Annotated in this window: 29 protein-coding genes and 1 pseudogene; 13 read left to right on the plus strand and 17 right to left on the minus strand. The window is 66.7% G+C overall.

What is annotated here, in order from left to right:
* Positions 1-138 precede the first annotated feature (138 nt).
* Complete coding sequence (locus QUV35_RS17925) at positions 139-645, plus strand: universal stress protein (RefSeq protein ID WP_300877211.1); 507 nt, start codon at positions 139-141, stop codon at positions 643-645.
* A gap of 328 nt (positions 646-973) precedes the next feature.
* Here QUV35_RS17925 and QUV35_RS17930 read toward each other — a convergent pair whose 3' ends face one another.
* On the minus strand, positions 974-1,882 hold the full coding sequence (locus QUV35_RS17930; protein ID WP_300877212.1) for a LysR substrate-binding domain-containing protein: 909 nt from the start codon (positions 1,880-1,882) through the stop codon (positions 974-976).
* A gap of 166 nt (positions 1,883-2,048) precedes the next feature.
* Between QUV35_RS17930 and QUV35_RS17935 the strand changes: the two genes are divergently transcribed.
* Positions 2,049-2,456: a tautomerase family protein gene (locus QUV35_RS17935; RefSeq protein ID WP_300877213.1), complete on the plus strand. Its 408-nt coding sequence runs from the start codon at positions 2,049-2,051 to the stop codon at positions 2,454-2,456.
* 33 nt (positions 2,457-2,489) lie between these two features.
* Here QUV35_RS17935 and QUV35_RS17940 read toward each other — a convergent pair whose 3' ends face one another.
* Positions 2,490-3,377 (minus strand): LysR family transcriptional regulator, encoded by an 888-nt coding sequence (locus QUV35_RS17940; protein ID WP_300877214.1) that lies wholly within the window; start codon positions 3,375-3,377, stop codon positions 2,490-2,492.
* Positions 3,378-3,518: 141 nt separating this feature from the next.
* Between QUV35_RS17940 and QUV35_RS17945 the strand changes: the two genes are divergently transcribed.
* A complete protein-coding gene (locus QUV35_RS17945; RefSeq protein WP_300877239.1) occupies positions 3,519-3,962 on the plus strand; it encodes a VOC family protein in 444 nt (147 codons plus the stop codon).
* Here QUV35_RS17945 and QUV35_RS17950 read toward each other — a convergent pair.
* Together QUV35_RS17950 and QUV35_RS17955 are read right to left on the minus strand one after the other, a co-directional pair.
* Positions 3,950-5,683, minus strand: coding sequence for an FAD-dependent monooxygenase (locus QUV35_RS17950; protein ID WP_300877215.1), 1,734 nt, complete (start codon positions 5,681-5,683; stop codon positions 3,950-3,952). The two genes, QUV35_RS17945 and QUV35_RS17950, sit on opposite strands and share 13 nt — an antisense overlap.
* 13 nt (positions 5,684-5,696) lie before the next feature.
* Complete coding sequence (locus QUV35_RS17955; RefSeq protein WP_300877216.1) at positions 5,697-6,110, minus strand: DsrE family protein; 414 nt, start codon at positions 6,108-6,110, stop codon at positions 5,697-5,699.
* Positions 6,111-6,326: 216 nt separating this feature from the next.
* Here QUV35_RS17955 and QUV35_RS17960 point away from each other — a divergent pair, with 216 nt between their 5' ends.
* The 8 genes from QUV35_RS17960 to QUV35_RS17995 all read left to right on the plus strand — a co-directional run bounded on the left by QUV35_RS17960 (position 6,327) and on the right by QUV35_RS17995 (position 14,596).
* A complete protein-coding gene (locus QUV35_RS17960) occupies positions 6,327-7,190 on the plus strand; it encodes a hypothetical protein (RefSeq protein WP_300877217.1) in 864 nt (287 codons plus the stop codon).
* A gap of 306 nt (positions 7,191-7,496) precedes the next feature.
* Positions 7,497-8,615: a BMP family ABC transporter substrate-binding protein gene (locus QUV35_RS17965; RefSeq protein WP_300877218.1), complete on the plus strand. Its 1,119-nt coding sequence runs from the start codon at positions 7,497-7,499 to the stop codon at positions 8,613-8,615.
* Between the two features lie 25 nt (positions 8,616-8,640).
* Complete coding sequence (locus tag QUV35_RS17970; protein ID WP_300877219.1) at positions 8,641-9,720, plus strand: ABC transporter permease; 1,080 nt, start codon at positions 8,641-8,643, stop codon at positions 9,718-9,720.
* Entirely contained in the window at positions 9,720-10,640 is a 921-nt protein-coding gene (locus QUV35_RS17975) for an ABC transporter permease (RefSeq protein WP_300877220.1), read from the plus strand. Before QUV35_RS17970 ends, QUV35_RS17975 begins: the two co-directional genes overlap by 1 nt.
* Positions 10,641-10,667: 27 nt before the next feature.
* Positions 10,668-11,687, plus strand: a complete 1,020-nt coding sequence (locus QUV35_RS17980; protein WP_300877221.1) for a formamidase — start codon at positions 10,668-10,670, stop codon at positions 11,685-11,687.
* Positions 11,684-12,370 (plus strand): isochorismatase family cysteine hydrolase, encoded by a 687-nt coding sequence (locus QUV35_RS17985; RefSeq protein WP_300877222.1) that lies wholly within the window; start codon positions 11,684-11,686, stop codon positions 12,368-12,370. Before QUV35_RS17980 ends, QUV35_RS17985 begins: the two co-directional genes overlap by 4 nt.
* 10 nt (positions 12,371-12,380) lie before the next feature.
* Entirely contained in the window at positions 12,381-13,940 is a 1,560-nt protein-coding gene (locus QUV35_RS17990) for an ABC transporter ATP-binding protein (RefSeq protein ID WP_300877223.1), read from the plus strand.
* Positions 13,937-14,596, plus strand: coding sequence for a cysteine hydrolase (locus QUV35_RS17995; RefSeq protein ID WP_300877224.1), 660 nt, complete (start codon positions 13,937-13,939; stop codon positions 14,594-14,596). The genes QUV35_RS17990 and QUV35_RS17995 overlap by 4 nt, the downstream gene beginning before the upstream one ends.
* 24 nt (positions 14,597-14,620) lie before the next feature.
* Here the strand turns inward: QUV35_RS17995 and QUV35_RS18000 are convergent, their stop codons facing one another.
* The 9 genes from QUV35_RS18000 to QUV35_RS18040 form a co-directional block, all read right to left on the minus strand.
* Positions 14,621-15,364 carry a GntR family transcriptional regulator gene (locus QUV35_RS18000; protein ID WP_300877225.1) on the minus strand — a complete coding sequence of 248 codons (744 nt, stop codon included), beginning with the start codon at positions 15,362-15,364 and terminating at the stop codon, positions 14,621-14,623.
* On the minus strand, positions 15,364-15,738 hold the full coding sequence (gene hpxZ, locus QUV35_RS18005; RefSeq protein WP_300877226.1) for an oxalurate catabolism protein HpxZ: 375 nt from the start codon (positions 15,736-15,738) through the stop codon (positions 15,364-15,366). Before hpxZ ends, QUV35_RS18000 begins: the two co-directional genes overlap by 1 nt.
* Positions 15,739-17,133, minus strand: coding sequence for an AtzE family amidohydrolase (locus tag QUV35_RS18010; protein ID WP_300877227.1), 1,395 nt, complete (start codon positions 17,131-17,133; stop codon positions 15,739-15,741).
* 8 nt (positions 17,134-17,141) lie between these two features.
* A complete protein-coding gene (locus QUV35_RS18015) occupies positions 17,142-17,348 on the minus strand; it encodes a DUF4089 domain-containing protein (protein WP_300877228.1) in 207 nt (68 codons plus the stop codon).
* A complete protein-coding gene (locus QUV35_RS18020; protein WP_300877229.1) occupies positions 17,345-18,166 on the minus strand; it encodes an ABC transporter ATP-binding protein in 822 nt (273 codons plus the stop codon). Before QUV35_RS18020 ends, QUV35_RS18015 begins: the two co-directional genes overlap by 4 nt.
* Positions 18,163-18,978, minus strand: a complete 816-nt coding sequence (locus tag QUV35_RS18025; protein WP_300877230.1) for an ABC transporter permease — start codon at positions 18,976-18,978, stop codon at positions 18,163-18,165. Before QUV35_RS18025 ends, QUV35_RS18020 begins: the two co-directional genes overlap by 4 nt.
* A gap of 157 nt (positions 18,979-19,135) precedes the next feature.
* A complete protein-coding gene (locus tag QUV35_RS18030) occupies positions 19,136-20,152 on the minus strand; it encodes an ABC transporter substrate-binding protein (protein ID WP_300877231.1) in 1,017 nt (338 codons plus the stop codon).
* Positions 20,153-20,357: 205 nt separating this feature from the next.
* Positions 20,358-20,507: a DUF3096 domain-containing protein gene (locus QUV35_RS18035; protein ID WP_300877232.1), complete on the minus strand. Its 150-nt coding sequence runs from the start codon at positions 20,505-20,507 to the stop codon at positions 20,358-20,360.
* A 161-nt stretch (positions 20,508-20,668) separates the two neighbouring features.
* On the minus strand, positions 20,669-20,983 hold the full coding sequence (locus QUV35_RS18040) for a hypothetical protein (protein WP_300877233.1): 315 nt from the start codon (positions 20,981-20,983) through the stop codon (positions 20,669-20,671).
* A gap of 129 nt (positions 20,984-21,112) precedes the next feature.
* Between QUV35_RS18040 and QUV35_RS18045 the strand changes: the two genes are divergently transcribed.
* Positions 21,113-21,577, plus strand: coding sequence for a hypothetical protein (locus tag QUV35_RS18045; protein WP_300877234.1), 465 nt, complete (start codon positions 21,113-21,115; stop codon positions 21,575-21,577).
* A 583-nt stretch (positions 21,578-22,160) separates the two neighbouring features.
* On the opposite strand, the gene QUV35_RS18050 is transcribed toward QUV35_RS18045, so the two are convergent.
* Positions 22,161-22,424, minus strand: a complete 264-nt coding sequence (locus QUV35_RS18050) for a hypothetical protein (RefSeq protein ID WP_300877235.1) — start codon at positions 22,422-22,424, stop codon at positions 22,161-22,163.
* On the opposite strand from QUV35_RS18050, the pseudogene QUV35_RS18055 reads away from it, so the two are divergent.
* A pseudogene (locus tag QUV35_RS18055) lies at positions 22,423-23,398 on the plus strand (IS5 family transposase). The gene QUV35_RS18050 and the pseudogene QUV35_RS18055 overlap by 2 nt on opposite strands.
* Before the next feature lie 157 nt (positions 23,399-23,555).
* Here QUV35_RS18055 and QUV35_RS18060 read toward each other — a convergent pair.
* From QUV35_RS18060 to QUV35_RS18070, 3 genes are all read right to left on the minus strand, one after another.
* Positions 23,556-23,915, minus strand: a complete 360-nt coding sequence (locus tag QUV35_RS18060; protein ID WP_300877236.1) for a hypothetical protein — start codon at positions 23,913-23,915, stop codon at positions 23,556-23,558.
* A gap of 24 nt (positions 23,916-23,939) precedes the next feature.
* Positions 23,940-24,293 carry a hypothetical protein gene (locus QUV35_RS18065; RefSeq protein WP_300877237.1) on the minus strand — a complete coding sequence of 118 codons (354 nt, stop codon included), beginning with the start codon at positions 24,291-24,293 and terminating at the stop codon, positions 23,940-23,942.
* Positions 24,277-26,678, minus strand: a 2,402-nt coding sequence (locus QUV35_RS18070) for a hemagglutinin repeat-containing protein (RefSeq protein ID WP_300877238.1), incomplete at its 5' end; no start/stop codon positions are given. The genes QUV35_RS18070 and QUV35_RS18065, both read right to left, overlap by 17 nt.

Raw genomic sequence — 26,678 nt, forward strand, 5'->3', positions numbered from 1 at the left:
TCCCATGTCCAGACTCAGCTCGTCAAGAAACAACCTCTTGACTCTTCACATCTAGATTCGGCGAGGCCGCCTGTCGTCGGCCACCCGCACCCTGGCTCACCCGGCGTGTGCAAGGCGCTTCTGCCAGAAAGGATTCACATGGTCACCCTCCTGCTGCCCTGCGACGGAACACGCAACGCGCTGCTGGCCGTGCAGCGTGCGGTCGGCGCACACCGCCAGGGCCATGTGCGGATGGTTCACCTGATCAACGTGCAACCGCCTTTTTCGGCCAACGTGGCGCGCCACATCTCCCGCGAGCTGCGCGATGACTTCCACCGCGAACGCTCCGACGAAGCGCTGGCCGGCGCCCGGCAGCTGCTCGAGAGCGCCGGTGTTCCCTTCCGTGCGCACGCCGAGGTGGGGGACAAGGCCGGTTGCATCGCCGAGGCCGCCCGCCAACTGCGCTGCGACCGCATCGTCATCGGCACCGCACGCAAGAGCGCACTCGTGCGCACGCTGGAGAACTCCCTCACGAGCCAGTTGCTGGAATGCAGCACGGTGCCGGTGGAGGTGATCGGGGGCGAGCCGGTCGGCGCCTTCAAGCGGGTCGGCATCCCGGCCGGCGTGGGCACGGGCATGGCCATGCTGTGGGTGGGCGACGCGTGAGTGGGATGACCCTCTTTCGCACTCGTCGCCCTGATGCGCATGACGGCCGGACGTGCCGCCGGGCGGGGGTTCGGCGGCCAGCATGACCGCCCCGTTGTTGTTGCTCTGCGTTGTGTGCAAAGGCGGCTTTTGCAGTGTCCCCCGCGGATGGGTCCTGCACGCCTGAGGCCACCCAGCCCGACAGGAAAACGCCAGCGCCATCGACAGGAGCAAGGCAAGGCTGGGCGAGTCTGTTCGAAGTGCGCTTCATGGCTCTTCCCTGGCGCCAGCCGTCCGTCCAAACCCCTCGAGCCTGGCTCGTCGCAACAACCCTGACCGTGCACCGGCGTCAGGTCGGGTGCGCGGGCATGGCGCCCGCCTGCGCCTGGAGCCAGCCGCAGAACAGGTCCAGCCGCGGGTGGGCTGCACCGCTGCGGCGCAGCGCCAGGTACTCGTAGCCCGATGCGGTGAAGCCCAGTGGTGCCACCAGCCGGCCAGCCAGCACGTCGTCCAACACGAGGTGCCAGGGCGCGACGGCAACGCCCAGTCCCCGCAAGGCCGACTCGAGCGTGAAGTAGTAGTGCTCGTACACAGGACCTGCGGTGACTGACCTGGCTGGCAGCTCGATGCCCGCCGCCGCCGCCCACCTGTCCCAGGCATCGCGGCGCGCGCGGGTGTGCAGCAGGGTGTGACCGGCCAGATCGTTGCCTGTGTGCAGCCCTGAGTTTCGAGCGGCGAGTGACGGCGCCATGACCGGCCCCAACTGTTCGGCAAACAGGGGCAAGGCGTCGCTCGCCTCCTGCCGGGTGCTGGCGTTCAAGGCGGTGATGAGCAGGTCGCAGCCTTCGCGCGCGGCATCGGTGCCGGTGTCGGTGGTGCGCAGGCGCACCTCGATACCGGGGTGGCGCGCATGAAAGTCGAACAACCTCGGAATCAGCCACTTGACGGTGAAGGTGCTGAAACAGGCCACGTCCAGCGGGCCCTGGCCGGCGTCGTCGAGCGAGCGCACCGCATCGCGGATCTGCTCGAAGGCGCTGGTCAGCGCGGGCTGCAATGAGCGAGCCGCTGCCGTCAGGGTCGGGCGGGACCTGGTGCCGTCGAACAGCGCCATGCCGAGGTGCTCCTCGAGCTGACGCACCTGCCGGCTGATGGCGCCGGGTGACACGGCAAGTTCCTCGGCCGCTGCGGTCATGCGGCCCAGGCGAGCAGCGGCTTCAAAGGCCCGCAGGGCATGGAGCGGGGGCAGGCGGCGTTTCATGGGTATGTGATCCAGAGGTACTTAGGGTGGACCGAAAAATCGCTTTTCACAGGCGCCTGGTGCGGCCACAGTGGCGCGCTCGACTGCAGGCGATTTTCGCCAAATCCGGCCCCCGCGCCACCCGGCCCGGGTCCGCCATCCATGGAACCATCAGGAAGACCCCGACATGCCCTTTGTTCATACCCATGTGCCCCGCCAGACCCCACTCAGCGGTCGCGAAGCCATCGTGCAGGCCATCCATCAGGCGCTGGTGGAGGGCATCGGCATGCCCCAGGACGAACTGTTCAACATGGTGAGCGATTACGTCCCTGGACAGTTCGCGTTCAGCCGCAGCTTCAACGGCGTGATGCGATCCGATGCGGTGGTCGTGGTGGAAATCACGATGCGCCGCGGGCGCAGCGACGCCATGAAACGCGCCCTCTATGCCGCCATGGCGCGCAAGCTGCATGCGATGGCCGGAGTTGCGCCGGCCGACGTGTTCATCTTCCTGCATGAAAACGACCACTCCGACTGGTCGGTGGGCCATGGGCGCTGCGCCATGGCGCTGGTGCAGCAGCCAGGCGCACCGGACTGAACCGCAGGGCGGTTGGGGCGGGGCCGCCGACCCTCAGGCCGCCGGTGGTGGCGTTCGGGGCTGGCCATAGGCCTCGACCACCAGGGCGGCCAGTTGTCGCACCGCATCGGCGGTGTCGACCCGGTGCACCAGGCCGATCTCGCGGTGGAAGGTGTGGGGCCCGAGGTCGATCGCGCGCACGCCGGCCGGCCAGCGCCGCCGATCTGCGGTCTGCGGCACCAGGGCCGCGCCCAGGCCGCTGGTGACCAGACGCACGATGGCCTCGAGTTCGTCGAGTTCGCTCACCTCCTGCACACCCAGCCGGTGTTCGCGCAGGAAGCGGTCCACCTGCCGGCCGCCGAAGGAGCTGCGGTCGTAGCGGATGAACGCTTGCCCGGTGAGCAGGCCGCGCCAGTCATCGCCCCGGGCGTTGCGGGGAACGAGCAGGCGGAACGGCTCTTTCGCCAGCGGCGTCCAGCGCAGGTCGCTGTGCAGGGCGAACGGCGGGCGGATGATCACCGCCGCGTCCATCTCGCCCGCGTCCACGGCGTTGAGCAGCGCATGCGACAGGCCCGGCACCACGCGCGTGCGGGCACCGGGCAGCTGGTGGTGGAAGCGCACCAGCGCCGGCGGCAGCATCGACTGCTGCACCGACGCGATCGCGCCCAGGCTCACGAACACCGCGCGCGCCCGGGTGCGCTGGCGCACGCCGAGCTGGCCATACAGTTCGATCAGTTCCTGCGCCTGCGACAAGGTCTGCTGCCCGCGCCGGTTGATGCGGGCCGACCGGCCGGTGCGGTCGAACAGGGTGAAGCCGAGTTCGTCTTCCAGCCGTTTCATCTGCGCGCTCACCGCCGCCTGCGTCAGGCCGATCTGCTGGCCGGCCGCGGCAAAGGTGCCCACCCGGGCCACGGCAATGAAGGTCTTGAGTTCAGCGATCATTCACAAAGAATAATGATGCTCAACCTAAAAATCCATTGTTTTTCTTTTTCAATGGGACTGCCTACCATGCAGGTCGTTTCCATTTCCCAGCCGAGGCCCTGAATGAACACCGCTTGCACCGATTCTTCCGATCTCCCGACCATGACCGCACCGGCCACCAACCCCGCGCCGATGTCGCCCTTCCATCTTGCCTTCCCGGTGCACGACCTCGAAGTCGCCCGCGGCTTCTACGGGGGTTTGCTGGGCTGCCCGGAAGGCCGCAGCTCACCCGAGTGGATCGATTTCAACTTCTATGGTCACCAGATCGTGGCGCACCTGGCGCCCGAGGCCTGCGGTGTGGCCGCCAACAACGCGGTGGACGGACACGGTGTGCCGGTGCGCCATTTCGGCATGGTGCTGCCGATGGCCGACTGGGAGCGCATGGCCGACCGCCTCAAGGGCCTGGGCGTCGAGTTCGTGATCAAGCCCTACATCCGCTTTGCGGGTCAGCCGGGTGAGCAGGCCACCATGTTCTTCATGGACCCGTCGGGCAACGCGATCGAGCTCAAGGCCTTCGCCGACATCCGTCAGCTCTACGCGAAGTGAGCCGGTGCCGGCCCGCCGGCACCGTGTGCACGGGGGTCGGGCGTTGCGGCCACGACAGCCCAGATGGCGGCCGGGTCGGCGGCCTCCGGTCCGCGCCAGGCGATCACCTGATCGGGCCTGACGATCAACATGCCTTCGTCCAGCAGGTCACCGGTGCCACCGGGCGGCAGGACCGGCCGGTGCACCTCCAGCCCGGCCCGCACGCCGGCCGCGACCAGGGCCTGCGCCGCGTCCTCCAGATGGGGCGGAGCCAGCACGTTCCACTCGAAGCCCAGCAGGTCGTAGAGCGAGCGCTCGCCGTCCAGCCAGTGGTGCGGCAGGCGACCGCCCGGCAGGGTGGTCGGCACATAGGCATTCGCGTGGTCGGGCGGCGCGTTCGCTGCATCACCGAAGACGATCGGTGAATCGTCGCAGCGCTCGCCCAGGGTGACGCCGGGTATGTTGAACTCGCGCCGCACGTGCTCACCCAGCACGTCGCTGGCCCGGGCGCGCTGCCGGTCTCCCTCGGCGCCATCGGCCTCCAGGTCGGGGGTGGCCTCGAACAGGCCCACCGAGTCGGCGAACCCGCGCGCACAGGCGGTGTTGCGCAGGCCGATCGGTCGGCGCTCCTGCTCATAGCTGTCCAGCAGGCGGACGTGCGCCCGGCCCTTGACCACCGCGGCGAGCTTCCAGCCCAGGTTGACCGCATCACCCACCGCGGTGTTGTAGCCCAGACCCCCGGTGGGCGTGAACAGGTGGGCGGCATCGCCGGCAATGAACACATGGCCCTGCCGATAATGCTCGGCCACCAGCGAATGGCCGGCGATCCAGATGCCGGTGGAGAGGATCTCGATGTCCAGGTCGGCCATGCCGCTGGCCTCGGCGAAGATGCGGCGCGCGTCCTCGTGCGTCCAGTCTTCGGGGGTTTCGTGCGGGTGCACGGCGGCGTGGAAGGCGAACTCACCGCGCCCGTCCACCGATGCCATGAACACCCGCCGCTCGTGGTTGACCGACACGTACATCCAGGCGATGTCGTGCGGGAAGCGCTGGTAGAACGCCGGCGCGCGCAGGTAGATGGCAAACATCTTGCCGCCCATGAACTGGCGTTGCAGACCGCTGGCGCCGCCCATGGCGATGCCCAACGCGCTGCGCACCGGGCTGCGCGCGCCGTCGGCGCCGACGAGAAAGCGCGAACGCACCGTCACCCCGGGGCCTTCGTTGGTGGCTGGCGTCAAGCGCGCCAGCACGCCGCCTTGCGTGTCCTCGAACGAGTGCAGCCGCCAACCAAAGCCGATCGGGCGGCCGGTGCGGCGCTCGGCGTGTTCGCGCAGCACCGCCTCCACATATTTCTGCGAGACGCGGTGGGGCAGCTCGGCCGCGCTCCATGAACCCGTCATCTGCGCAATGCGCTGCGTCGCCTGCGCTGCGGTGGGCAGGCGCAGGCGCGCCAGTTCGTGCCGCGCAAACCGGGTGAAGTAGGCGATGTCGGTGGGGTGATCGGTCGGCAGTCCGAGTGCGCGCACCTGCCCGGAGATGCCGATGCGCCGGAAATGCTCCATGGTGCGGGCCTGCGTCGCATTGGCCTGCGGGTTGAAGGCCGTGCCCGGTTTCGGGTCCACCACGAGACAGCTCACCCGGCGCAGGCCGAGCTCGTTGGCCAGCATCAGGCCGCAGGGCCCGGCGCCGGCGATCAGCACGTCCACCTCGAGTTCGCCGCCCCCGGCCACCGACAGGTCCTGCATGCGCGGTGCCGACTCAGGGCTTGATGTAGGCAAAGCCCTGCTTCTGCAGCCGCGTGATGCGCAGCACGCCCGACGGCGTGAAATCCGCTTCCTGGATGAACTGCTCCTTTTTCAGGTCGCGGCCCCTGAGGGTGATCTCGCAGATCTCGAACGACACGCCACGGCTCTTGAGGGCCGACACCAGCGGCGCGAACTCGGTGCCGTTGGCCGCCTTGGCGCCCTCCATCAGCATGTCCACGCCTTCGGCATGGGTGACGACCGAGATCTTTGCCTTGGGGTCGGTGTCGAGGTGGTTGCGCACATTGCGCAAGCCCTTGAGGCCCTGGTTTTCGGTGTTGTCGAAGTGGTAGACCACGGTGTCCTGGGCGGCCACCGCGCCGGCGGCCAGCGCCAGGGTGAGGCTGGCAATGAGGGATTTGAGTTGCATGGGGTCTCCTGTTGTGGGCGGGGTGCCGTGACGCCGAAACGGGTGCTGCGCGATCACGCGTGCCAAAACCGTCACGCTCGCTGGCCGGCACAGGCCCGCCGGGTGGTCGGCCGGGTGCCTGCGGCACCGGTTCGGAACTATGCTTGCCACTGTACCGGGTATCGGAGGCCTGTTCTGGCCGCCTGCCCATTTGTGACCGACGGCCTGGAGGGCTCTATGGCGAGTGATTTGGACACCGTGCGGGTGTTGCGTGCCTTGTTCAACGACATGCCGCGCGCGCCGCAGGGCCTCTCGGGGCTGGAGCTCATGGCCTGGATCAAGAGCTCGATGACCGACTGTGAAGGCGGCGAAATGGCCTACATGATCGAGCACATCACCCGGAACTCCATGCTCGACATCGTGCTGCACATGCGCGAGTCCGGGCACCTGCAGGACGACGCGGCGTTCGACGAAACGGTGGCCCTGATCTCCACCGAGGAGGGGCGCCGCACCTTTCGCGACCGCTGCATCCAGGCCCAGAAAACGGTCGATGCCACCGAGCGGCTGCTCAAGCGGGCGCGCCAGACCACCCCGGTGCCGCAGGCGCTGTTCAGCCCCGACCCGCAGGAAATCGACTGCTTCGTGCGCGGACAGGTCAGCGGCCCCGGCCCCCTGTTCGCCGAGTACGCCGCGCGCGAGGAAGTGCTGGAAATCGGTGTTTTTCCCCAGACCCCCGAGCGCGTGCACGAGTTCGCCTGGGGTTTCGTGGTGGAGCAGTCGGGCAGCTGGAACGTGCACGTGGCCGAAATGTGGCGCCGCGGCACGGTGGGTTATTTCGACCGCTTCCTCAGCGCCTGGAAGCTCGAACTGGCCCGGCCCCTGGACGACAGCGCCGAGGCACCCGCGCTGCCTGCCGGGCTGCAGGTCGACGACGGCATCGGCAGCTTCAGCAGCCTGAGTTTCACGCTCGAGCCCGGTACCGAGCAGGCACCGGTGCGCCGCTGGCTGGGCGAGACCTTCATTGGCCGCATGCTGCCGCGCATGGCCGCCAGGGCGCTCGACGACACCCTCGACTTCCCCGAGGACGATTCCGCGAACTGAGCCGGCCAGCTGCGCCCGGCTGGTGCGAACGGTGGTGCAGTCCGTGCACCGCAGAAGGGCATGTGCGCGTCTTGCGCACTGCGGCCGTGCCCGATGGGCGGCATTCATGCGGCCCGGTCACACCGGTGCCCACCTCGCCACGACCCCTCCACGCCCTTGAAAACGTCCGGGAAACCCGGTGCTCCCATCGGTGGCACGCGCATTGCTTGAAGTGCATCGTCTTGAATACAAGATGGTGTTGCTTCAGAAGCCATCCCGCTCAGGACCACCGATCACCCCACCAACGGATTTGAAAAGAGGTCACTCATGGACAAGGCAATGTGGAACCGTCGCGACTGGATTCTGGGCTCGGGCGCCATGGGCGCCGGGCTGGCACTGGGCGGCCTGCCGCTGACTGCGCAGGCGCAGGCCGCGATCACCGTGGGCTTTCTGTATGTCGGTCCGCGCGACGACTACGGCTACAACCAGGCCCACGCGGAGTCGGCCGCCGTGCTCAAGAAGATGCCGGGTGTGAAGGTGGTGGAAGAAGAAAGCGTGCCCGAGACGCAGGCCGTGCAGCGCAGCATGCAGGGCATGATTTCGCAGGACGGGGCCACGCTGCTGTTTCCCACCTCGTTCGGCTACTTCGACCCCCACATCCTGGCCGTGGCGCCCAAAAATGCCGGCGTGCGCTTCGCGCACTGCGGCGGCCTGTGGACGGCCGGCAAGCACCCGACCAACGCAGCGAGTTACTTCGGCTACATCGAGGAGGCGCAGTACCTCAACGGTGTGGTGGCCGGCCACATGAGCAAGAGCAAGAAGCTGGGCTTCATTGCCGCCAAGCCCATTCCGCAGGTGCTGCGCAACATCAACGCCTTCACCATGGGCGCACGCTCGGTGGACCCGAGCATCACCACCACCGTGATCTTCACGGGCGACTGGTCGCTGCCGGTGAAGGAGGCCGAGGCCACCAGCAGCCTGTCCGACCAGGGTGTGGACGTCTTCACCATGCACGTGGATTCGCCCAAGGTGATCGTGGAGACCGCCGCGCGCCGCGGCAAGATGGTGTGTGGCTACCACGCCGACCAGTCCCGGCTGGCCCCCCAGGCCTACCTCACCGGTGCCGAATGGAACTGGGTCACGCCCGTGACCACCATGATCGACGCCGCCCGCACCGGCAAGCCACACCCCAATTTCGTGCGCGGCGGCCTGCGCGAGGGCTTCGTGAAGACCTCGGCCTACGGACCCGCCGTGAGCGAGCCGGCGCGCAAGCAGGCCGATGCGATCAAGGCCCGCATGCTCAAGGGCGACTTCGACATCTTCGCGGGTGAACTCAAGGACAACACCGGCAAGGTGGTCGTGCCCAAGGGCAAGGTCTTCAAGCAGACCGCGATCGAACTCGAGTCGATGAACTACCTGGTCGAAGGCGTCGTGGGCAAGGTGTGATGGCCCTTGTTGCGCGGGCCCAGCCATGACCAGCCGCGCCGCCGACGCCGCCGAGGCCCTGCTGCTGCCCTGCCTTGCGATCGCGGGGGCGCTGCTGTTGTTCGGCGTGTTCGTGGCGCTGGCGGGTTTTGATCCGCTGGAGGTCTGGAAGCTGCTGTTCTTCGGCGCCTTCGGCGACGCGTTTTCGCTGCAGAACACCCTGCAGCGCGCCGCGCCGCTGATGCTCACTGCGCTGTGTGTGGCGCTGCCCGCGCGAGCCGGTCTCACCATCATCGGCGGCGAAGGTGCGCTCATCGTGGGTGCGCTGGCTTGCGCCGGCTTGCCTTATGTGTGGGCCGTGCCCGAAGGGGTGTTCGGCACCACCAGCCTCATGCTGGCCGCCGCACTCGGTGGCGCGGCGTGGATCGCGCTGGCGGGCTGGTTGCGCCAGTACCGGGGCGTCAACGAAACCATCAGCAGCCTGCTGCTGGCCTACGTGGCGGTCAATGTGTTCAAGCACCTGGTCGAGGGCCCCATGCGCGACCCGGCCAGTCTGAACAAGCCGTCGACCTATGCGCTCCAGGACGGTCTGTTGATCGGCCCCATCGGGAGTTACGACGTGCACTGGGGCCTGGTCTGGGGCGTGGTGTGCTGCGTGCTGGCCGCCCTCTGGCTCGGTCAGACCACGCACGGCTTTGCCACCCGCGTGGTCGGCGGCAATGTGCGTGCGGCCGGTCTGGTCGGCCTGCCGGCCGGGCGGCTCGTGGTCACCGCCTGTGCACTCGGTGGCGCGGCGGCGGGCCTGGCCGGCGGCATCGAGATCGCGGCCGTGCACACCGCGGCCAACGCCTCGGTGATCGCCGGGCTGGGCTACACCGGCATCCTGGTGAGCTTTGCTGCGCGCCACCATCCGCTGGCCATCATTCCGGTGGCCATCGTGCTCGGCGGCTTTGGCGCTGCGGGCAGCCTGCTGCAGCGCCGGCTGGGCCTGCCCGACGCGTCGGTGCAGGTGCTGCTGGGTTTTGTGTTCGTGCTCATCCTCTCGGCCGAGGCGGCGCGCGGGCGCATCCGCTGGGATGCCTTCAAGCCGACCGGCCGGCCCGCGCCGCCGACGGGAGCCGCCTGATGGACCTCGACGCGATCGTTGCGGTGCTGCTGGCCATTCTGGGCGGCGCCATCCGGGTGGGCACACCGTTCCTGTTCGTGAGCCTGGGCGAATGCCTCACCGAAAAGTCGGGGCGCATCAACCTCGGGCTGGAAGGCGTGCTCGTGTTCTCCGCCATGAGTGCATTCGGCGTGGCGTACTGGAGCGACTCCGCCTGGCTCGGCGTGCTGGCCGGCGCGGCCAGCGGGGCGCTGCTGGCGCTGTTGCACGGCCTGGCCTGTTCGATGCAGCGCGTCAACGACATCGCCATGGGCATCGGCGTGATGATGCTCGGCATCGGTCTGGCCTTCTACCTCGGCAAACCCCTGATCCAGCCGCAGGCGCCCACGTTGGGCTCGCTGCCCCTGGGCAACTGGAGCGATTCGCCGCAGGTGCGCGCTGCGCTGGACATCAATGCGCTGTTTCCCATCGGCGTGTTGCTGGCGCTGCTCATGTCGTGGGCGTTCGCCAACACGCGCTGGGGCCTGCTGGTGCGCATGGTGGGCGACTCCTCGGACGCCGCACGGGCACTCGGCACCTCGGTCACCTGGGTGCGCACGCTGGCCACCACGGCGGGCGGCGCCATCGCCGGTCTCGGGGGGGCATCGCTGTCGCTGTACTACCCCGGCAGCTGGAACGAGGGCCTGTCCAGCGGCCAGGGCCTGATCGCGGTGGCGCTGGTGATCTTCGCGCGCTGGCGGCCCCTGGCCTGCCTGTGGGCGGCGCTGCTGTTCGGTGGCGCGGGCGCGCTCGGCCCGGCGCTGCAGTCGGTGGGCGTGACCGGCTACTACTACCTCTTCAACGCCGTGCCCTACGTGATGACGCTGGTCATCCTGGTGGTGACTTGCGCGCCGCAGCGTGTGCTGCGTGGCGCCCCGGGCGAGCTGGGCGTGCAGCGTTGACCGATTCCTGAAACTGGAGCAATGACGATGAACGGATTGAGTGGCTTGAACAAATCGCCTGCTGGCGTGGTGGTGGGCCTGGCCCAGCTGCAGCTGCCGGTGGTGCAGACGCCGGCGCAACTGGCCGCACAGGCGCAGAAGATCGTGGACATGGTGGGCAAGGCCCGGCGCGGCTACGCCCACATGGACCTGCTGGTGTTTCCCGAGTACGCGCTGCACGGTTTGTCCATGAGCACCGCGCCCGAGCTCATGGTGAGCATGGACGGCCCCGAGGTCGAGGCCATGCGCCAGGCCTGCATCACCCACCGCATCTGGGGCTGCTTCTCCATCATGGAAGCCAACCCCGGCGGCAACCCTTACAACACCGGCATCATCTTCGATGACCAGGGCGTGCTCAAGCTCTACTACCGCAAGTTCCACCCGTGGGTGCCGGTGGAGCCCTGGGAGCCCGGCAACATGGGCATCCCGGTGATCGAGGGGCCGCGCGGCATCCGGCTTGCGCTCATCATCTGCCACGACGGCATGTTTCCCGAGATGGCACGCGAGTGCGCCTACAAGGGCGCCGAACTCATGCTGCGCACCGCCGGCTACACCGCGCCCATCCGCCACGCCTGGCAGATCACCAACCAGGCCAATGCCTTCCAGAACCTCATGGCCACCGCGAGTGTGTGCCTGTGCGGCAGCGACGGCAGCTTTGATTCGATGGGCGAGGCCATGGTCTGTGACCACGAAGGCACGGTGGTCGTGCAAGGCGGTGGCCGGGCCGACGAGATCATCTGCGCCGAGATCCGGCCCGACCTGATCCGCGAAGCCCGCCTGCACTGGGGCGTGGAAAACAACCCCTACCAGTTCAGCCACCGGGGCTATGTGGCGGTGAAGGGTGGCGCGCAGGACTGCCCCTACACCTTCATGCAGGACATGGTGGCCGGGCGCTTCAAGCTGCCTTGGGAAGCGGAGGTGGTGCACACCGACGGGCGTTCCTGCGGCTTCGAGCCGCCCACCCGCGACTTCGTGGGCAATGTCCCCAACCTGCTCGATCAGCCATGAGCCTGTTTGCCCAGGCCCAGCCCTACGCCTGGCCGTTCGATGGCGACCTGCGCGCGGCCAACACCGCGCTGCTGATCATCGACATGCAGATCGACTTCTGCGGCGTGGGGGGCTATGTGGATTCCATGGGCTACGACCTCTCGCTCACCCGCGCGCCGATCGAGCCGATCGGTCGGGTGCTGGCCGCTGCACGCGCCGCCGGCCTGCATGTGATCCACACCCGCGAGGGCCACCGCAGCGACCTGTCGGACCTGCCGGCCAACAAACGCTGGCGTTCGCGCCAGGTGGGAGCGGGCATCGGCGACGCCGGCCCCTGCGGGCGCATCCTGGTGCGCGGGGAGCCCGGCTGGGAGATCATTCCCGAGCTCGCACCGCTGCCGGGCGAACCCGTGATCGACAAGCCGGGCAAGGGCTCGTTTTACGCCACCGACCTCGAGCTGATCCTGCACACGCGCGGGATCCGCAACCTGATCCTCACCGGCATCACCACCGACGTGTGCGTGCACACCACGATGCGTGAGGCGAACGACCGCGGCTTCGAGTGCGTGCTGCTGTCCGACGGGACCGGCGCCACCGACCCCGGCAACCACCAGGCCGCGCTGAACATGGTTCCCATGCAGGGCGGCGTGTTCGGCGCGGTGTCCGAGGCGGCGGCCGTGATCCAGGCCTTGCAGTCGCTCTGAAAGACCCGCCATGCACGCGCTGCAACTCGACACCTACCAGCTGACCAAACGCTTTGGCGCCTTCACCGCGCTGGACGCCGTCTCGCTCACCGTGCGCCCCGGCACCGTGCACGCGCTGCTCGGCGAAAACGGCGCCGGCAAGAGCACCTTCGTCAAGGCCGTGGTGGGCTACCACCGGGGCGACGAGGGCTCGGTGCTGATCGACGGTCGCGAGCAGGACATCCATTCGCCCGGCGTGGCGCGCGAGCTGGGCATCGGCATGGTCTACCAGCACTTCACCGTGGTGCCCGGCATGACGGTGGCCGAGAACCTGCTGCTGACCCGCGGTGCCCTGCCGGCGGTGATCGACTGGAAGGCCGCCCGCGCCGAGCTCAAGGCCTTCATGGCCGGTGCGCCGTTCTCGCTCGACCTGGATGCCTATCCGGTCGATCTCTCGGCCGGGCAGAAACAGAAGCTGGAGATCCTCAAGCAGCTGCTGCTGCGCCCGCGCCTGCTGATCCTCGACGAACCCACGTCGGTGCTGACCCCGCAGGAGGCCGACGAGGTGCTGGGTGCACTCAAGGAGCGTGCCCACGCCGGCGACTGCTCCATCGTGATGATCACGCACAAGTTCCGCGAGGTCATGGCCTATGCCGACGACGTGTCGGTGCTGCGGCGCGGCCAGCTGGTGCTGAGCAAGGCGGTGGCAGGGACGGACCCGGACGAACTCGCGCACGCCATGGTGGGCCAGGCGGCCGGGAAGGCCCTGCTGCAGAAAACCGCGCAGCCGCCGGACGCCGGCGTGGTGCTGGCCGTGGACGCGCTCACGGTCATGGGCGACCGCGGCGACCTGGCGCTGGACGGCCTCACGCTGCAGGTGCGCGCGGGCGAGATCCTGGGCCTGGCGGGCGTGTCGGGCAACGGCCAGAAGGAGCTGATGCAGGCCCTCACCGGCCAGCGCGAGCGCCTCGGCGGCGAGGTCAGGGTGCACGGCGAACCCTACGCTGGCCGGCGCCGCCAGAACCGGGTGCTCCAGGTGCGCAGCCTGCCCGAGGAGCCGCTCATCAACGCCTGCGTGCCCGACATGAGCGTGGCGCAGAACATGGCGCTGCGCCTGTTCGACGAGACGCCTCAGGCCAACGCTGGCTGGATCCGCTGGCCCCGTTTGCGGGCCATGGCGCAGCGCTGGGTGGACGAATACCGCGTGAAGACGCCGGGCATCGATGCCCCCATGCGCGCGCTCTCCGGCGGCAATGTCCAGCGCGCCGTGCTCGCGCGCGAGCTGGCCGGCGAGGCCAGGCTGCTGCTGGTGAGCAACCCCACCTTCGGGCTGGACTTCGCCGCCACCGCCGAGATCCACGCCCGGCTGGTGGCCGCACGCAACCGGGGTGCGGCCGTGCTGCTGATCAGCGAAGACCTCGACGAACTCATGCAGCTGGCCGACCGCGTGGCCGTGATCAGCGGCGGGCAGCTGGTGTTCGAAACCCCGGCCGAGGGCGCCGACCGCCAGCGGCTGGGCGCGCACATGGCGGGCGGGCATGGCGACGAGACCGCCAGCCACGACACGCAGACCGAGGAGGCCACCGCATGAAGACCGTCACTGCCCAACCATTCCCGTTCGAACTCGACCCCTCGCAGGCGGCCTTGCTCATCATCGACATGCAGCGCGATTTCGTGGAGCCCGGCGGCTTCGGTGAATCGCTGGGCAACACGGTGGAGCCGCTGCAGGCCATCGTGCCCGCCATCGCCCGGGTGCTCGCCGCCTGGCGCGCCATGGGTGGGCTGGTGGTGCACACGCGCGAATCGCACGCACCCGACCTGAGCGACTGCCCACCGGCCAAACGCCTGCGCGGGTCCCCCAGCCTGCGCATCGGCGACCTGGGCCCGATGGGGCGCGTGCTGGTGCGCGGCGAGCCGGGTAACCAGATCGTGCCCGAGCTGGCGCCGCGCGCCGGTGAGGTGGTGATCGACAAACCGGGCAAGGGCGCCTTCTACGCCACCGACCTGCAACAGCAACTGCAGGCGCGCGGCATCACGCAACTGGTGGTGGCCGGCGTGACCACCGAGGTGTGTGTGCAGTCCACGCTGCGTGAAGCGAACGACCGCGGGTACGACTGCCTGGTGCTGGAAGACGGCACGGCCAGCTACTTTCCCGACTTCCACGCCGCCGCGCTGGCGATGATCACCGCGCAGGGCGCGATCGTGGGCTGGTCGGCGCCTTCGAAGGCCTTGCTGGCCGTGCTCTGAGCGCTGCCAGGCGGGGGCGGCGGTTCAGGCAGCGGGTGCCACCTGCTGTGCCAGGTACACCTGATGCAGGGTGATCTTGCGCACCTCGGTCTGGCTGGTCTGGATGTGCGAGCGCAGCAGCAGGTCGGCGCGGTCGGACTTGCGCGCCAGGATGGCGCGCAGGATCTTCGCGTGTTCCTCGTAGGTCGCATCGATGCGCACCTGCTGCAGAAAATCGAGCCGGCGGATGATGCGGATGCGTTCCGTCACGTCGTGGTGGACACGCGCGAGCTCGGCATTGCCGGCGGCACTCACCAGCGTTTCATGAAAGGCCTCGTCCCACGCGGCGACTTCGGCCGCGTCGGTGCTGCGCTCGGCCAACGGCACCAGCCAGCGTTCCTTGAGCGCCTGCAGGGCCGGTGACGACGCCGCCACCTCCTGCAGACACAGGCGCTGCACGGCGGTGGTCTCCAGCACCATGCGCAGGTCGTAGAGCTGGTCGAACTTGTCGAAGTCGAACGGCAGCACGCGCCAGCCGCTGCGAAACATCACCTCCACCAGGCCTTCCTGCTGCAGCCGGAACAGCGCCTGGCGCACCGGCGTGCGCGAGACGTCCAGCCGCGAACAGAGTTCGTGTTCGGTGAAACGGTCGCCGGGCACCAGGCGGAAGTTGGCGATGTCCTGCTTGACCAGCCGGTACACCTCCTCGGCACGCGACTGGAAGGGCTCGATGCCGACGGGCGCCTTGGCGGGGCGCGACCTGCCGGTGCGCAGCGTGCGCGTGACCATCAGGCCATCCAGCTCACGTGGGCGGACACCACGCGCCAGCCATCGTTCATGCGCACCCAGGTCTGGCTCTGGCGGCCCAGGCGCGGGTCGCCCACGCGGCGGAACTCGATGTTGGTGGTGGCCAGGTCGCGACCGTGCGTGGTGATGGCGGTTCGCAGCACGCTGCGCTGCAGGCCGGCGGTGGGCCGACCCACGCGAAACGCGCGGATCTCGTCGATGCCGTAGAGGTTTTCCGTGGCACCAAAGCGCAGGGTGTGGGGGCTGTCCCAGAACAGCTCGTCGAGCACCGCCACATCGTTGCTGATCAGGGCCTGTTCGTAGCGCTCAAAGGCGGCCGTCACATCGGCCAGCACATCGGGCAGGTTGGTATCCATTCAGAACTCCACGGGTTTGCAGTGGGCAAGGCCCGCATTGTGCAGTGCCATGCCGGCGCGCAGGGCGAGGTCTTCGCGCCAGGGTGCGGCGATCAGCTGCACGCCGATGGGCAGGCCGCCGGTGTCTGCGGGCCACAGGGGGGCGGCCACCACCGGACAGCCGGCAAACGAGACCGGTTGTGTGAGCAGGCCGATGGAGGGACGGCAGGGCAGACGCTGGCCGTTGATGTGGATCCACTCGGTGCCCAGCGGCTGTGCAGGCAGGGGCGTGGCCGGTGCGATCAGCACGTCCCAGTCGCGGAACAGCGCGTTGACCTTGTCGCGGTAGACGCGGCGAAAGCGCTGGGCGCGGGTGTACCAGGCGGCCGGCTGCAAGGCGCCGGCGATGAAACGGTCGACCGACAGCGGCTCGAAATCGGCGGCCTGGGTGCGCAGGCGCTGCAGGTGTTGTGCGCCCCCCTCGCTGGCTGTGACGATGAAGGCGGCTGCACGCGCCTGCTGCGCGTCGGGCCATTGCACGGTGGCGCTGGCCCCCAGCGCCCGGGCCGCCAGCGCGACCACGGCGCGGGCGCCATCGCCGGCGTGTTCGGCGAAGTAGCCACCGAGCACGCCCACCCGCAGGTCCTGCATGCCCAGGCCCAGCGAGCGCACCGTGGCCTGCACCGAGGTCGCGTGGCAACCCGGGTCCAGCGGATCGGCGCCCTGCAGCGCGTCGTAGGCCAGCGCCAGGCCGGGCAGGTCGTCGGCCAGCGGGCCGAGGTGGTCGAGGCTGTGCACGAAAGGGAAGGTTCCGCGCCGCGACAGGCGGCCGAAGGTGGGCTTGAGGCCCCACACCCCGCACAGCGACGCCGGCACCCGGATCGAACCGTTGGTGTCCGAGCCCAGGGTCAGCGGCACCTGGGCCGCGGCCACCGCCGCACCCGAGCCGCCCGAGGAGCCGCCGGCCGAACAGGCGAGCCGGTGCGGGTTGTGCGTCGGGCCAAAGTGGGTGTTTTCGGTGGTGAAGCCGTAGGCGTATTCGTCCATGTTGAGCGAGCCGACCAGCACCGCACCCTGGGCCTGCAGGCGCTGCACCAGCACCGCGTCGGCGCTGGCGGGCGGGTCGGTGCGGTTGACCGTGGAGCCGGCCAGCGTCACCTCACCGGCGATGTCGAACAGGTTCTTCACCGCGAACGGCACGCCCGCCAGCGAGCCCAGCGCCTCACCCCGGCTGCGCTGTGCGTCCACCCGTGCGGCCTGTGCACGGGCGGCCTCGAAGCGCGTGCCGGTGAAGGCGTTGATGTGTGCGTCGGTGGCTTCGATGCGGGCGATGCAGGCCTCCAGCGCGTCCAGCGCGCGCAGGGAGCCGCCCGCGACGGCCTGCACCGTCTGGCTCAGCGACAAAGGGCCCTGCATGGCCGGCCTCAATGCCCGGGCGGCGGAAACGGCGCCGGGCAATAGATCTCGGCCGGCTCGTCGTGCGGCGCGAGTTCGAAGGCATCGAGCAGCGCGGCCAGGGTGGCGGTGCGCTGCAGGTGCGTGGCCACGCGCTGCGCCTGTTCATCGCCCAGCGGCAGCTCCAGCAGCACCGCGGCGGCCTGCACATAGGCCAGCGTCTGCATCTCGTTCATCGCCGCACCTCACGCTGGAAGATCTCCAGGCTGCGCTTCTTCGCGGCCACAAAGCTGGGCTCGGACAGCGTGGCGGTGGTGCGCGGGCGCGGATCGTCGTAAGGCAGGATCTCGGCCACCTTGGTCGGGCGCTTGGTGAGCAGCAGCACCTGGTCGGCCAGGTACACCGCTTCTTCGAGGTCGTGCGAGACCAGCACCATGGTGGTGCCGGTCTGCATGAACACCTCTTGCAGCTTCTCGCGGATGAACAGCGTCATTTCGAAGTCCAGTGCGGAGAAGGGCTCGTCGAGAAACAGCACCTCGGGGTTGGGTGCCAGCGCCCGCATGATGGAGGCGGTCTGCTGCTGGCCGCCGGAGAGTTCGTAGGGGTAGCGGTTGAGGTCGAACTTCACGTCGAACGAGGCCACCAGCTCGGCCATGCGCCGGTCCACCTCGGCCTTGCTCCTGCCTTCGAGCTTGAGCGGGTAGGCGATGTTGTCGATGGTGCGCATCCACGGGAACATCGCCTCGCGGTAGTTCTGGAACACGTAGCCGATCTTGGTGTCCTTCAAGCTCTTGCCGTCGAACAGGATCTCGCCGCTGTCGATCGGCACCAGGCCGGCGATCATGTTGATCAGCGTGCTCTTGCCGCAGCCGTTGGGCCCGAACACCGACACGATCTTGTGCTTCGGGATGTCCAGGTCGAAGTTCTCGTACAGTGGCCAGCCCGCGAAGTACTTGGTGAGGCCACGGATGGTGATGTGCGTGCCGGCCGGGCCGGGCTGGAAGGCGGGCACCGGCACGTCGGCGAAAACAGGGGCATTCAACACGGTGCTCATCTTCCGCTCCAGTGAACAATCTTTCGTTCGATCAGCAGGAAGAGCACGTTCAAGGCATAACCCAGCGCACCCGCCGCCAGGATGGACGCATACATGTCTTTCACGTTCATCACCTGCTGCGAGTTGATGATGCGGTTGCCCAGGCCGCTGTCGGCGCCGATGAACATCTCGGCCACGATCACGATCACCAGCGCCATCGACACGGCGGAGCGCAGGCCCACGAAGCTGGGTTGCAGGCTTTCCCAGATCAGCACGTCCTTGAACACCTGCCAGCGCGTGGCGCCCATCACCTTGGCCGCCATCACACGCTGCTTGCGCGCATTGATCACCCCGTAGGCGCTGTTGAAAATCACGATCAGCAACGCACCGAAAGCGGCGATGGCCACCTTGTTGATGTCGGACACGCCGAACACCATGAGGAACAGCGGAATCAGCGCCGACGACGGCGTGGAGCGGAAGAAGTCGATCAGGAACTCCACGCTGCGGTAGGCCTTCTCGTTGCTGCCCAGCAGCACACCCAAGGGCATGCCGACCACCGCCGCAATCATGAAGGCCTGCACCGTGCGCCAGACCGTCACCGCAAAGTCGGTCAGCAGCGGGCCACCGGCCAGCCCGCCGAGCAGGGCGCCGATGGCGTCCGCCGGCGCGGGCAGCAGGATCGGCTTGATGAAGCCGGTGCGCACCACCAGGTCCCAGATGATGAAGAGCACGACCGGACCCACGAAGGGCAGGGCGCGTCCCCAGTCGGTCTTGCGTTGAACCACCGGGGGAGCGTTTGCCGCCGGTGGCGTCCAGGGTTTGGCGGTTTCCATCAGGGCGCCGCCGGGCCGCCCCAAGGCGCAACAGCCCCCCCGGGGGGCAGCGCAGCGTGGGGGTCGGGTTTCACCGCAGGGCCGCCCCAAGGCGACATGCGCCCCCCGGGGGGGCAGAGCAGCCGCAGGGCGGCAAACGTGGGGGCTTTCATGTCGTTCAACCTTTGTAGAGCATGGTCTCGACCATGAGGCGCGAGCTGAAGATGCCCTTCTCGGAGAACAGGTCGAAGAACTTCTGGAAGTGGCCGATGTCGGCCGGCGTGAATTCGTTGTACATGGTGTAGGCGGCCAGCGGCACCTCGCTGGCGAGGGCGCCTTCGATCGGGGTGTAGCCCGTGAGGTACTTGCGCGCTTCCACCGGCTTGCTGCGCACATAGGCCACACCCTTGGCATAGGCCGCGACAAACTTCTTCGCCACCTCGGGGTTCTTCTTGATGAAGTCGGACGACAGCGACGCCGAGCCGCCGAACCACGGCGCCATGTTGTCGCCCAGCACGTAGCGCGCAATGACACCGGCTTCGAGCACGCGGCTGGTGCCGTTCATGCGGCCGATGGTGCCCGTGGGCTCCAGCGTGTAGGCGCCGTCGATCTGGCCCGCAGCCAGCGCAGCCACGTGCTGGCCGATCGGCAGTTCGATCACGGTGGCACCGGTGGCGCCGCCGCGCTCCAGGATGGTCTTGGCCAGGGTCACGTTCTGGATGCCGGGGCCCGAGGCCACGCGCTTGCCCTTGAGGTCGGCCATCACCTTGGCGGGGCTGGCCACCGGCACGATGACTTCGTCGAGCACGTTCTTCACGTTGCTGGGGTTGGAGCAGAAGATCTTGAAGGTGCCGGGCTGTGCCAGTTCGCCGATGGCGATGTTGGCCGAGCCGGTGCCGTTGGCGGTGCCGTCGGAGCGGCCCGAGAGAACCGCTTCCATCACCTGCTGGGCGCCGGCGAACTTCAGCGGCTCCACGTCCAGCCCGGCTTCCTTGAAGTAGCCCAGCTCGATGGCCGAGTAGAACGGCAGGCCGGCAGCGATGGGCCAGTAGCCCAGCCGGACCTTGACAGCGGTCTGTGCGCGCAGCAGGCCGGGCGCACCCAGCAGACCGATGGCTGCACCCGCAGCGCCGAGCTGCAACACGGTGCGGCGGCTGGCCGTTGAGGAGAGGGCGGGGGTGGTGGGTGTCTTCATGAACGGGCTCCAGCAGGTTGAACGGTTGGGGACGCACCAGGATGGAAGCGCCGCGCACCATGCGTGAGCATTCCGTCTTGTATTCAAGATGGCTTGCAAGCTTGATGCCAACCCTGCGGACGAAAAAAAGCCCGCGGCACCCAGGGTGCGGCGGGCGGGGTGGTCGGACGCTGCGGCACCTGCCGCATCCGTCAGACGCGGGGGTTCACAAGCCGAGGTTGCGTCCGAACAGGCCGATGATGCCGACGATGATCAGATAGAAAGCGACGATGTAGTTCAGCATGCGCGGCATCACAAGAATGAGGATGCCGGCGATGAGGGCCACCAGGGGGCCGATGCTCAGGTTCAGGTTCATGGCGGTTCTGCTTGCAGGAGGGTCGCACTGGCGCCGCAGAGGTTGCGGCGCACCAGCCCGGACCTTGCATCATGGCGGGCCCGACCGCCACGCGTCTGTGCGACGCCATACAGAAAGCCGACCGATGGACACGCTCAGGATGCCCGCGCCGCCGGGCCGGATCACGGGTCCTGGAAGGACGTCGACTGCAGGTCTGGCAGTCCCCCGGCGAGCGCCCGCTGGTAATGGGCCTCGCGCACGCGCGACTTGCGCCGCCAGCGCCGGATCACCGCCAGTGCGCTGAGGCGGTCGATCAGGTCCATCGCGGGGAAGGCCACCGGCAGGATCTCCAGGGCGGCCTCCCTGGGTGCCAGGCCTTCGCGCAGCCCCGTGGCCAGCACCTCGTCGAAAAGTGCCGGGTTCAGGCGGGCCTTGTCGATGCCCAGTTCGCGCAGCGCGGCCTGCAGGGCCAGTCGGTAGCGAAATCGTTTGAACATCGGAGCGTGGGGTGGCGGCTTGGGGTTGGGCATGGGTGCGCTGCAGCACAGACCATACACGCAGCCACAGCCAGCATGTGGGCACCCGGTCGGGCGCACCCAGACACCTGTGACCGGCGAAGGACATCCATGAACACCCTCCCCGCTCCGATGATCCGCTGCGCCCTGGTGGCGGCCTCTGCCTGGTGCGCCGTCGGCGCCTGGGTCCAGACGACCTACGAGAAGGACCGCGCGGCCTGTTTGCGCAGCGATTCACAACACGAGCGCAGCAGTTGCCTGCGCGAAGCGGCGGCGGTGCGCGCGCAGGGCAAGGGACGCATGCCCATGGCTGGCGACACGGCCGAATCGCGCATGCACAACGCCGTGAAGCGCTGTGCCGACCTGGCGCCGGACAACAAGGCCATCTGCGAGCGCATGGTGCACGGCGAGGGCACGGCCAGCGGTTCGGTCGCCGGCGGCGGCATCCTGCATGAACTGGTCACGTCGGTGCCGGCCGTGCCGCCCACGCAACCGATGCCACCCGCACCGCCTGGACCATCGCCGCAACCCATGCCGCCGTTGCAACCCACGCCGGGTGCACCGATGGCTCGCTGAATGCTGGCAAACGCTTCAATGAGATCGTCTTGTCCGCTCTTTCTGCATCGCACTTCGCCATGCCCTGCACAGTCAGGCAGAGCGGGTCCGCGCCCAGGCTGCCCGACTGCGAGACGGTGTTCTGGGCGACGAGCGACGAGTGGACGCCTGACTTCATGGCCTCATTCGCTCGACCCGAGGCGAGTTGACAAGATGCCTGAACACGCGCTCGACTTCAGCATGTGCTTGGGGATCTCCAATGACACGCGTAACCAATAAGCCTCCGACTTCTTTGAATCAATAGTGCAAGAGGCTACTTGGAGCGATGCGTTGCCCTATCGGCAATCGCGAGCTATTTCCGGGAGAAACTTTTCAATCCAGTCGGCCAGATGCTGCGGTGTTTCGAGAATCAATAAGTTGGAATTGTGCGAAACTATGATCGAAAGATTGTTTTCCAATCTATCTCTAATTAGTTTGATTACCGAGATTGGCCATTTGGTCGCCGAGGCGGAATCTTCGTTGTAGGCCGTCAATAGGTGCATAACATGATCCTCTGTAAGGCATCCTTCATTTAACGATGTTTTGATACTTTCCAGTGCAGACACTATTTGCCTCCGATCATTTTTCCGGTGGTGGATTCGTACCTAAATCCTCTGGAAATCAGGTACTCGTATTCTCTTAAAAATGCACCTCCCCTTGCCAGTATTTCTGGAGTTGGTCGGGTTAGAAGCACCAATTCATCATTTCGGGCTATAGCCGCATCAAGGTATGGCTTATTCATCTCCTCCAAGAACTCTTGGGGAGATCTGCAAAACCCCACGCCCTTTGAGTTGGCCAGCGGCGTGAAGTGGGGAGAAAACAGGGGCATGAACCAAATCACGCTGGGGCTGGATTCCCTCCACAAGAAGACGCGCAAGGAAGAGTTTCTTGAAGAGATGAACAAGGTCGTGCCGTGGCAGGCCTTGGTTGCACTCATCCAGCCGCACACCCGTGGCGCACACCAGGCGCTGGGTGGACGCCCGCCGTTTGCAGTGGAGACCATGTCGCGCATCCTTTGCCTGCAGCCGTGGTGGAACCTGAGCGATCCAGCGATGGAAAAAGAGCTGCTCTAGCGCCCTTGGTACCGCCGCTGCGTTGGCTTCGACGGCGCAGCACGCCTGCCTGATGAGAGCACCATCCTGCGCTTTCGCCACCTGCTGGAGAAGCACCAGCTCGCCTCTCAGGTGCTTGCCACCATCAATGTTGGGCTGGCCCATCAAGGCCTGTTGTTCAAGACCGACACCGTGGTAGAGGCCACCATCATTGCCGCGCTCAGCTCGACCAAGAACAACAGCGGCGATCGCGACCCCGAGATGCACCAGACCAAGAAGGGCAACCAGTGGCACTTGGGGGTGAAGGTGCACAGTGGCGTGGACGCCGACTCGGGCCTGGTACACAGCGTGGTGGGCACGGCTGCCAACGTCAACGACGTGACGCACGCCGGCGCGCTGGCGCCCTGAAGAAGAGCGCGACGTGTTCGCCGACGTGGGCTACCAGGGTGTGACCAAGCGTGAAGAGACGCAGGGCATCGAGGTGAACTGGCATGTGGCCATGCGCCCGGGCAAACGCAAAGGAATGGTCAAAAGCACGCCCGTGGGCGAGATCATGGACAAGCGGGAGCAGACCAAGGCGCGCATCCGGGCGAAGGCGGAACACCCGTTTCGGGTGATCAAGCAGCAGTTCGGTCATGTGAAGGTGCGCTACCGGGGTCTGGCCAAGAACAGGGCACGGATGACGATGCTGTTTGCGCTGAGCAATCTGTGGATGGTGCGCAAACGACTTTTGAACATGGAGCGGGGATGAGTAGGCCCGCACCCCGGGAGAGGCCCTGCAGGGCAGGGCAAAACGGCCCCAAAACGCTGAAATCCGAGCCCGGAAACCTTCCGAATCCGATTTCCATATCGACCTCCGAAATCCATCGACTCAACTCGCCCTGCGGCGGGGGTTTTGCAGACCTTCCTCAGGTCTTGGTTCGATAACCCAGAAACTCATCGAGCAAGCGCAGGTTTTTCTCGACAGCCTCTGTACTTGATTCAATGCTGAATCGTTCTGAATTTTCATAGTCCCAGAAATTTGCTGGGGTGAAGTAGTGCGGACCAATGGCTAAGGCGATACCACCGATGGCGATGCCCCTATCGCTTCCAATGCTGTAGCTAAACACATGTTTTCTATCCAAAAGGCAGTGCTCTTCATGCCAGTCGGGCTCACCTTTTTTATCAACTCTGAAGCAATAGATATGCCTACCTCCGTTGACTTCGTAGAATGAGGAAATTGTTTTTCTCAGAAGATTTCTTCCGTCAGTGCAATTTTCGATTTTCATAGCCGTGCATTGAATTGTAAAAAATTAGACCTCTATCTCTCTTGTTCTCAGAAATTCATCAAGCAGCCTCAAGTTTCTTTTGATGGCGTCTTCGCTTGGTTCAATTGAAAATTGCTGGGCGGGCTCGTAGCCCCAGAAGTCCTCAGGTGAAAAATAGTGCGGGCCAATTGCTAACTGCAGCCCTCCAATTGCGGTGGATCTGTCTTCGCCTATGCCGTAGCGTGCGACATGTTTCCTGTCAATCAAAAAATGAGCGTTGAAAAACCCCTGTTCCTCGGATTCCCAGAATATTGTTGCAGGCACGCTTTGAGCTTCATAATGCTTAAGGATGATTTGCCGCAATCCATTTCGTCCATCGATGTCATTTTTTAACAGCACGATAAAATCCTCCAGGTTGTTCGATTAGGCGGTATCCATTGTCAAGAAGGTGTCGCAATTCTCTTCCTGTGAATGAGCGGGGGTCGAGTTTTACCGGATTTGAGGTAAAAAGAAAAGATTTTCCAGCAGCGATTTGCTGATCTAAAAATGCGCTGTTGATGCTCCACATCTGAGGTGCGCCAATCTGGCCCTCAACCACAGCCCAGTCAGGTATTTCGAAGAACGTGGCACCGCGACTCCTCGCAACCTGCTCGTATGACGCTGGATCGCCAGCTATGTATTTGCCGAGCACCACCTCTGTTCCGTTTGGGTTGACCGTGGAATTCCTTGCTGCTGCCTCGAGCATCTGCTTGAGAATCCCCGGGTCACCTCCGTCGCGATACATGTTGTTCCGCAGGACCGCACTCAGCATCTCCGGCGACGGCTCAACCATCTTTCGAAACACCCCGCCGACGACCGGCATCAAGCCGACCGCTGCCCAAAGCTTGCTTGCGTCTTCTCCTGTCAGGCTGCTCTTGCCGGTCAGCAACTGAGCAAGCGCTTCGCCATTGCCGTAAAACGGAGCGAGTTCCAGCACCATCTGTGTGAGCTGCCTGGCTTGCTCAGGTGTGAGCGCACTGTGCTGAGCGATCTCGCTGAGGTTTCCTGCCCGTTCCAAGGCGCCCATTTGCTGGTCGATGCGCTTGAAGTCCTGCGCCGTGCAGCCCGATCCGCACTCGTTCGTGAGCCGTGCGTTCTCCCGGCTCACGGCGCGCCGAACGCTGGCAAACGGGCTGTGGCTGACGTAGTTGTGGGCGGTTTGGTTCAGTGAGGTGACCGCACCCGCCGTGCTGCCGGTGGTCGCGCCCACGACAGCGCCCACCACCTGGGTCAAGCCCTGGCGAACCGGCTCGGGCAGGTTCAAATGGGCGATCTCCTCCCCCAGCACTGGAATGACCATGGCTCCTGTTGCCGCACCCACGACGCCCTCGACCCCACCGCCGAGCAGGCCGATGCCTGCGTGCAGGGCCACGCGGTATTCGCCGCCTTCGTCCCACTTGCGGGCCTCCTCTTCGTTGCCCGTGCGACGCAACTGATTGGCTTTGTCGTCCGCAAACACTGCGCCGGTCTTGACGGCCTGCTGCCCAAACGCCTTGGTGATGGCGACCTGAGCCTCGACCTCATCTCGCACGCGGTCCCTGTCGAAGATGGGCGCCAGGCCCGTTTCAGCGTCGCCGGTGCGGGCGCTTGTGTTGCCCGCAATACCCGAGATGGCCGCATGCGTGGTGCTGCTGGCCGAGCCCTTGTCCGATCCGATGCCTGCGCCGCTGGCGCCCAGCTGGCTGCCCACGCCGACGCTCACACCACTGGACGTCGCTGAGAAGCTGGCGGTGTTGTGGATGTCGCTGGTGGTGAGGCCACCTTCGCTGTCGAAGGTGTTGAGACCCTGGTCGATGGCCGCCTGTGTGCTCGTGATGGCCCCACCTTTGAGATCGGTGGCACCGTTCACTTGCACATCAAACCCGCCGTCACCGGCGCGGATGGCGCTCTGTTCGCTCACCGAGGCCAGGTGGCTGTCGATCCTGGTCTTGCCCGAACTGATGCTGGCCCCCGTTGCCGGGCCGAAGGTCACGGAGCCACCGACTTGCTTGCTTTGTTCATGGGAGGCGCTGGTGTCCTGCAGGCTCTCGATGAGCAAGTCGCCCTGGATGCGTGCCTGTACCTTGGGTGCGGCCACCACGGCTCCGCGCAAGGTGGTGTTGCCGCCGGAGTCGATGTGCACCTGCTCGCCCGCCTCGATGCGGGTGTTGCTGTAGACGGTCTCCTTGCCCGAGCCGGCGCCCCTGCCCGCGCTGGCGGCCACCGTGACGCCAGTCCGGGCACCCAGGCTGAAGCCGACGCTGGCGCTGCTGTTCTGGTTGCGGTTGCCCTCCTGCGTGGTGTTTGTTGCCGCGAGCAGGTCCACATCACCTTCTGCGCTGAGTGTGGCTGCCTGCCCGGCCTTCACCCGACTGCCCTGGACCACGATGTCCGAGCGTTCGCCCGCGCCCGCAGCGCGCAGGTTGATGTCGCCGCCAGCAACGAGAGTGGAGCCTTGGGCGTTGTTGCGTTGGCTCTCGGTGTGGCTCTTGCTCTGGCTGGCGCCGATGCTGATGCTCACGGAGACACCTGCGCTGGGGGCGCTACCCGACGTCGGGGCGCTCAGGCCTTGCATCGTGTTGTAGCCCTGCAGCGCAGCGGTGGCGGTGCCCAGCGCCTGCATGCGCGCGTCCTGCGTCTTGCCCACCGCCTCGACCAACTGCGTCACGCCTTGGGCAGCTTCGACCAAAGCGCCGCCCAGACCGACGGAGATACCGCTCTGCTTGAACTTCTCCGCGCTGGTGCTGCGCTCGGTGGTGCGCGCTT

This window comes from Hydrogenophaga sp. (assembly GCF_030373225.1).
In the GTDB taxonomy this organism is placed as follows: Bacteria; Pseudomonadota; Gammaproteobacteria; order Burkholderiales; family Burkholderiaceae_C; genus Hydrogenophaga.